Origin of the sequence: Streptomyces blattellae (genome assembly GCF_009709555.1) — a bacterium.
In the GTDB taxonomy this organism is placed as follows: domain Bacteria; phylum Actinomycetota; class Actinomycetes; order Streptomycetales; family Streptomycetaceae; genus Streptomyces; species Streptomyces blattellae.
Map to the genome: position 1 here is coordinate 24,088 of NZ_WJBG01000196.1, position 6,348 is coordinate 30,435.

6 protein-coding genes and 4 pseudogenes are annotated in these 6,348 nt (G+C 68.8%); 5 read left to right on the forward strand and 5 right to left on the reverse strand.

Features of this window, described 5'->3' with window-relative positions:
- Positions 1-12: 12 nt before the first annotated feature.
- The gene (locus GFH49_RS26255) at positions 13-1,311 is read right to left on the reverse strand and encodes an extracellular solute-binding protein (protein WP_155058554.1); all 1,299 of its coding nucleotides are present in this window, start codon (positions 1,309-1,311) and stop codon (positions 13-15) included.
- A 395-nt stretch (positions 1,312-1,706) separates the two neighbouring features.
- The gene (locus GFH49_RS26260) at positions 1,707-2,174 is read right to left on the reverse strand and encodes a LacI family DNA-binding transcriptional regulator (protein ID WP_268867524.1); all 468 of its coding nucleotides are present in this window, start codon (positions 2,172-2,174) and stop codon (positions 1,707-1,709) included.
- 15 nt (positions 2,175-2,189) lie between these two features.
- Between GFH49_RS26260 and GFH49_RS26265 the strand changes: the two are divergent.
- Positions 2,190-2,663, forward strand: a pseudogene (locus tag GFH49_RS26265) (glycoside hydrolase family 32 C-terminal domain-containing protein); the annotation flags it as partial.
- Positions 2,664-2,746: 83 nt separating this feature from the next.
- Here the strand turns inward: GFH49_RS26265 and GFH49_RS26270 are convergent.
- Entirely contained in the window at positions 2,747-3,238 is a 492-nt protein-coding gene (locus GFH49_RS26270; RefSeq protein WP_196218137.1) for a nucleotidyltransferase domain-containing protein, read from the reverse strand.
- Positions 3,239-3,330: 92 nt separating this feature from the next.
- Positions 3,331-3,432, reverse strand: a pseudogene (locus tag GFH49_RS40440) (putative quinol monooxygenase); the annotation flags it as partial.
- Here GFH49_RS40440 and GFH49_RS26280 point away from each other — a divergent pair.
- Both GFH49_RS26280 and GFH49_RS26285 read left to right on the forward strand, forming a co-directional pair.
- Positions 3,433-3,603: pseudogene (locus GFH49_RS26280) on the forward strand (sugar ABC transporter ATP-binding protein); the annotation flags it as partial.
- A gap of 76 nt (positions 3,604-3,679) precedes the next feature.
- Positions 3,680-4,702 (forward strand): LacI family DNA-binding transcriptional regulator, encoded by a 1,023-nt coding sequence (locus GFH49_RS26285; protein ID WP_155058555.1) that lies wholly within the window; start codon positions 3,680-3,682, stop codon positions 4,700-4,702.
- On the opposite strand, the pseudogene GFH49_RS26290 reads toward GFH49_RS26285, so the two are convergent.
- Positions 4,641-5,404 (reverse strand): annotated as a pseudogene (locus GFH49_RS26290) (response regulator). The gene GFH49_RS26285 and the pseudogene GFH49_RS26290 sit on opposite strands and share 62 nt — an antisense overlap.
- Positions 5,405-5,517: 113 nt before the next feature.
- Here GFH49_RS26290 and GFH49_RS26295 point away from each other — a divergent pair.
- Together GFH49_RS26295 and GFH49_RS26300 are read left to right on the forward strand one after the other, a co-directional pair.
- On the forward strand, positions 5,518-5,793 hold the full coding sequence (locus GFH49_RS26295) for a hypothetical protein (protein WP_155058556.1): 276 nt from the start codon (positions 5,518-5,520) through the stop codon (positions 5,791-5,793).
- Positions 5,790-6,197, forward strand: a complete 408-nt coding sequence (locus tag GFH49_RS26300; protein WP_155058557.1) for a type II toxin-antitoxin system VapC family toxin — start codon at positions 5,790-5,792, stop codon at positions 6,195-6,197. The genes GFH49_RS26295 and GFH49_RS26300 overlap by 4 nt, the downstream gene beginning before the upstream one ends.
- The last annotated feature ends 151 nt before the right edge of the window (positions 6,198-6,348 follow it).

Sequence of the window (6,348 nt, forward strand, 5' to 3'; positions counted from 1 at the left end):
AGGCGGCGGCGCTCAGCGGCCGGTGCCGATGCTGGTGGCCTTGGACTGCAACGACTGCTGCACCTCGGCGACGCTGGCGTCGCCGAGGGCCAGCTTCTCCAGTTCGGAGTCGATGGTGTCGGCGATCTGCTGCCAGGTCGTGATGGCAGGCGGCGCCTTGCTGACCTCAAGCTGCGCGGCGAACGCCTTCATGTTCTCGTCCTCGGCCAGATTCCCCTCGGTCCACGCCTGGGGCGAAGGGGGCAGGCTGCCGGTGGCCTTGGCATAGGTCGCGAGGTTGGCGGGCTCGGTGAGGAACTGGGCGAACTTCCATGCGGCGTCGGGATTCTCTGCGTCCTTGAACACCGCCAGGTCGGAGCCGCCGGCGAACCCGGCGGGCTGCTCGGTGTACGGCACCGGCATGGTCTTCCACTTGCCGTCAAGCTCCGGGGAGTCGTTGCGGAGGCTGCCTCCGGCCCAGGCGCCTTCCTGGTAGGTGGCGGTCCGCCCGTCCCGGAAGTCCTGCAGGTTGTCCGCCTTGTCGGTCGGCGCAAGGCCCTGCTGCGGGACGCTCGCGTAGTACTCCAGAGCCTCCGCGACCTCGGGTGTGTCGAAGGTGAACTTCTCGGCCTCGGCGTCGTAGATGTCACCACCCTGCTGCCAGACCATCGGCAGCCAGAAGATCCAGGAGTTGAACCCCATCACCAGGCCCGTGGCGTGGCTCAGCCCGGGGTTCTCCTTGCCCGCGGTGGCCTGGATGGCTTCGAGGTCCTTCAGGTATCCGTCCCGGTCGCCGGCGAGGGGTCCCTCGATGCCTGCCTTCGTGGTGAGGTCGGTCCGGTAGTAGACCGCCGTGGTGTCGGCGATGAACGGGACGCCGTACGAGGTGTCCTTGTACTTCGTGGTGTCCCACTGGCCGGAGTAGAAGTCCGACGACTTGATCGACGTCGGGGTGGCCTGCAAGCCGTTCATGGCGGCCATCTCGGCCATCCACGTGGTGCCGATCACGGACACGTCCGGGGTGTTGCCGCCGGCGATCGCGGTGGTCAGCTTGTCGTGGGCGGCGTCCCAGGGCACCGCGGTGATCTGGACATCGGCGTCGGGGTTCTCCTGCTCGAACTTCTTGGCCAGGCTTTCGAGAGACTTGTCGGTGTCGCCCATGGACCACATGACGACCTTGCCGGTGGCCTTGCCGCTGCTGATCGTCGCAGGGGCGTCGTTGCCGGACCCGGAATCCTCGCTCCGGCCACAGCCGGTGGCCACCAGGGCAGCCGTGACGGTGACGCACAGAGTCTGGACAGTTCTGGCAGTGTGACGGGTGGTGATACGCATGATGCGGCTCCTTGCCGTTGAGCGATACAGGCGCGGGGGCGAGGGTGAGACCGGGCGGATGCCCGGATGGGTCAGCGCATGAGTGGAGACCGTCTGCGGTGGCAGCGGCATCGGCGGTGTGCCGCAGGTCGCGGCTGCAGCATGCGACGCGGGATGGGGTAGCGGCCGGGCGGGTCTGCCAGGCGCACCGTTCGGTGTCCCGGATCGGGAACCGGCGGGCGGAAAGGCGCATGTGGGGCGGTGCCGCGTGAACGCGGCGGCAGCAACCGGAGTTGTGAGGAAGGCGAGGCCGAAGTGGTTCGCCGAGGTTTCAAGGAGACGGAGGGCGGTGCGTCACCGGCAACGCACCGCCCGGCTGCGAGGCGCCATCACGTGCACATCGCGATGACGTCGCGTCAGTTCGGGCTCGTCACCGACGTCGAGCCACGGATCACGAGGCTGGTGGGAATGATGCGCGAGGGAGCGGCCTCCGGCGATCTCCGCACATGGTCGAGCAGCAGACGGGCCGCTGCCTCGCCCATTTCCCGCATCGGCTGGCGGATGGTGGTCAATGCCGGATAGGTGTACGACGCCAGCTCGACGTCGTCGAACCCCACCACGGCGACATCCCGCGGAATCCGGAGTCCGGCCTCGTGCAATGCCGCGAGGACACCGGCCGCCGTGGGGTCGTTGTGCCCGAAGACCGCATCGAACTCCACGCCGTCCGCGAGAGCTTGTACGACCGCGCTCCGGGCGCTGTCGAACAGGAAGTCACTTCCGATGATGCTGCGGGGGCCGAGCTCGATCCCGGCCTGCGCATAGATGTCGACGAAGCCGCCCAGCCGTTCCTGAGTACAGCCGTACTCCTCGGGCCCGGTCACCACCAGAGGGCGACGGGGCAGAAGCGCCCGGCCACGGCGTCCCGTATCACCGTGAAGAACGCCTCCAAGCCCATGACCAGCCGTGGGGCCAAGGGCAAGACACTCGACATCGAGGCGACCTTCTCCCTCAAGGACGCCGACCGCTTCGGCCTGAAGGTGCGCACCGGCGCAGGCGGCGAGGAGACCGTCATCGGCTACGACGCCACAACCCAGGAGCTGTACGTCGACCGCACCCACTCCGGCGCCGGAGACTTCAGCAGCACCTTCCCCGGCGTCCGGACCGCACCCCTGAAGGCCAAGAACGGCAAGGTCAAGCTGCGGATCCTCGTCGACTCGTCGTCCGTCGAGGTCTTCGGCGGCAACGGCGAAGCCGTGATCACCGACCAGATCTTTCCCGACCCCTCCAGCACCGGCGTCGAGGTCTTCGCCGAGGGCGGCACCGCCACCCTCGACCACATGCGGGCCTGGCAGCTGAAGTCCATCTGGCGGTGACGAGCCGCGGGGGCCGTGCGCCGGTCGCGGCCACAAGCGGCTTCCGGCGCACGACTCGCGGCGCATTTCACTCGGAGAACCGGTCAGAAGTGGGTGGTGATCCCGAACGTCCGCCGGAGCTGAGCCATGTCGTGACGGTCGTGATCAGCAGGTTCGTAGCCCTGGTGGAAGTAGACCTGCTGCTCGGGCGACAGGCACGGGACGGCGGTCCCGAGGAGCGTGCCCGTGACAAAGCACGAGGCGGGATAGGTGAACGGGTGCTCAGGGTCGGGTGACGCCTGCACGGCGGAGCCGTCCGCGGCAAAGATCAGAGGGTGAAGATCGATCTCCCGGTCATGAGGGTCGGTGACGACGAACCGTACAGGGCGCCAGTCGAGGGTCTCGACGAACCCGGCGTCCGCGAGAGCCGCCATGGCGGCCGCTTCCTGGTCCCTGCGGTGCATCACATCCACATCGCGGTGCTGGCGGGTTTGCTCGCCGACCAGGGCGTCGATGCCCCAGCCACCGCCGATCCAGACGTCGACGCCCGCCTTCCGCAGCACGCCGAGGATGGACAACACATCGTCAGCCGTCATCACCTCGCGCACGTTAGCCGTGATCACGTTGGCGGGCGAGTGAATTGGCAGTCGATCTCCCTGAACTCCTGCGCGGGGGCGCCGCACGCTCGTCACGGATGCGTGGTCAGCGGATCGAGGAACGTCAGGACCGAGGCGTCCTCCTCGATCAGCGGGGCCAGGGCGGCGTTGAAGGGGGGCCCGTACGGGGCGTACGTATCCACGTCCACCGCCTCGGCCGGCGCGCGGCCCTGATCAAGCCGTCCGACTACTCCATGGCGGAGGTCGTCGCGATCATGACCGGCGCGCTCGGTGTCGACGAGGCCGGAGGTACTGTCGTAGCGGATTCCCAGGCGGCGAAGGCCGCGGGCGTCCAGGCCGACTGACGACAGGACTGAAGCACTCACAGGTTCCGGCCGAGGCCGCGGCCGGAACCGACGAGCACAGGAGACTGTTTCCTCCATGGCAGCGAACCGCCGCCCGACCATGGCAGACGTCGCCCGAGAAGTGGGCGTCAGCGCCAAAACTGTCTCCCGGGTTCTCAACGAGGACGGATACGCCTCGGAACAGACCAGGGAGCAGGTTCTCGCCGCCGTGGCCAAGCTCGGTTTCCAGCCGAACCTCATGGCCCGCAACATCCGCGTCGGCGGCCCCGACACCACCGTCGGCCTGGTCATCCCTGATCTCGCCAACCCCTTCTTCGGAGCCGTGGCCCGCGGCATCGAGGACACCGTCCGGGACCGCGGACTGACCCTGCTCATGGGCTCCTCCGCGGACGACCCCGACCGCGAACGCGCCCTGACGGACAAGTTCCTCGCCCGCCGCGTCAGCATCCTGATCGTCGTGCCGTCCGTCGGCGCCGACCACACCCACCTCAAGTCCCACCGCACGGCGGAACTGCCCATCGTCTTCCTCGACCGCCCCGGAGTCGGCCTGTCCACCGACAGCATCGTCAGCTCCAACCGTGCGGGAGCCCAAGAAGGCGTCGCCCACCTGATCGCCCACGGGCACCGCCGCATCGGATTCGTAGGCGACCTGCCCGTCAAGCTCTACACCCGCCGCGAACGCCTCGCCGGATACCGCGCGGCCCTGCAAGAAGCCGACATCCCCTACGACCGCTCGCTCGTCGCCAACGCCCACGACCAGCCAGGCGCCGAGGCCGTGACCTCCCAACTCCTCGAACTGGCCGATCCCCCCACCGCCCTGTTCGCCGGAAACAACATCATGGCGCTCGGCATCATCGCCGAACTCGCCCGCAGCAAGCGCAAGGACGTAGCCGTCGTCGCCTTCGACGACGTATCTCTCGCCGAGGCACTCGAACCCGCCCTGACCGTCGTCGCCCAGGACCCCGAAGAAATCGGCCGCAGCGCCGCCGCCACCGCCCTGGCCCGCCTCGACGGCGACCGCTCCCGGGCGCACACCATCACCGTTCCCACCCGGCTGATCGCCCGCGGCTCGGGGGAGCAACCCGCACCCGAGCCGTAGGCGGCTCACTTTCCTGCCGGACGAAGGCCGGGACCACGCTCAGACGGATGACGGCCTGCACCCGGTCGCGCAGGTCCAGCCTGGTGAGGATCTTGCCGAAGTGGGTCTTCACGGTCCCCTCCGCGACGAACAGCCGAGCGGCGATCTCGCTGTTGGACAGGCCCTCGGCGACCAGTTCGAGCACCTCCCGTTCGCGCGCGGTCAGCAGGTCGAGCCGCTCGTCGTGGCGGGGCGAGGGATCCAGCTTGCCCGCGAACCGGTCCAGGAGTTGACGCGTGACGCGCGGGGCCACGACGGACTCGCCGGCGGCCACGACCCGGATCGCCGCCACGACGTCCTCGGGCGGGGTGTTCTTCAACAGGAAGCCGCTCGCTCCGGCCTGCAGCGCGGCGAAGGCGTCCTCGTCGGTGTCGAACGTGGTGAGCACCAACACCCTGGGCATGTCCGGGCGTTGCCCCAGACGCCGGGTCGCCTCCGCCCGTCCATGACGGGCATACGGATGTCCATGATGACGACATCGGCCATGGTCCGGGCCAGCAACGCCAGGGCGTCCGCGCCGTTCTCCGCCTCCCCCACGACCTCGATGTCGCTCTGCGCGGCCAGCACCATCGCGAACCCCGCCCGGATCAGGGGCTGATCGTCCACCACGACGACACGGATCGGCCCGCGGGTGTCCCGCGTCCCGTCACAGCCGCCGCTCATGCCGTCACCGGCATCGCCCATACGGGCGCCAAGATTACACATCGACGCCCGCGCCGGATGCAGGCTGCGCAGCATCCCAGACGCTGTAATAGTTGATGTACTAGAATGGCACCGTGAAGTCACCCCGCCCTGGTGGCACGGAGAACATCTCCGTCTCGATGCCCTCAGAACTCCTCGGTGCTCTGCGAACGCGCACCGGCAAGCGCGGCATGTCCGCGTACGTGACCGCGGCGGTCCGGCATCAGCTGGCGATGGACGGCCTCGCCGAGATCGTGGCCGCCTACGAAGCCGAGCACGAGCCGCTGAGCGAGGCCGAAATCCAGGCGGCGCAGCGCGAACTGTTCGGTGACGCACCGGCACCGTACGCGTCCGGCGACAGCGCCGCATGAAGGCACCCGCGGCCAGGTCCCTGGTTCTGGATTCCCAGGCGCTGTCGCTGCTCCTGCGCAACGACCGCCGAATGGTCACCCGGATCGAAGCCGGCCGGCGCGTCGGCGTGCCCGTCCTCGTGTCGGCGCTGACGGTTGTGGAGGCCGTCTACGGCAAGACGGATACCGCCCGGCTGCACTGGGTGCTCTCCCGTCTTCAGGTCCAGGACGTCACCCAGGCGGACAGCCTCACTGCGGTACAGCTGCTGAGCGACGCCGGCGGCCTGCACGGCCACAAGTACGCCGTCGATGCTCTCGTCGCCGCGATGGCGCTCCGCGTCCCGGCGCCCGTCCTGGTGCTGACTTCGGACCGCGACGACTGGTCGAAGCTGTGCGGCGACCGCGTCCAGATCAAGGATGTCTGAGCTTGGCGTTGATCACCTGCGGGTCAGGCCCGGCTCCCCTGCCCGCACTCCGGCTTGAACACGTGAGGTCGCGTGCCGGACATCTGCTGGTGTGGACGGCGTTCGGGCTGCTCGCCTACGCGGCCCTGGCCCTCACCGGCAGCCTCGTGGA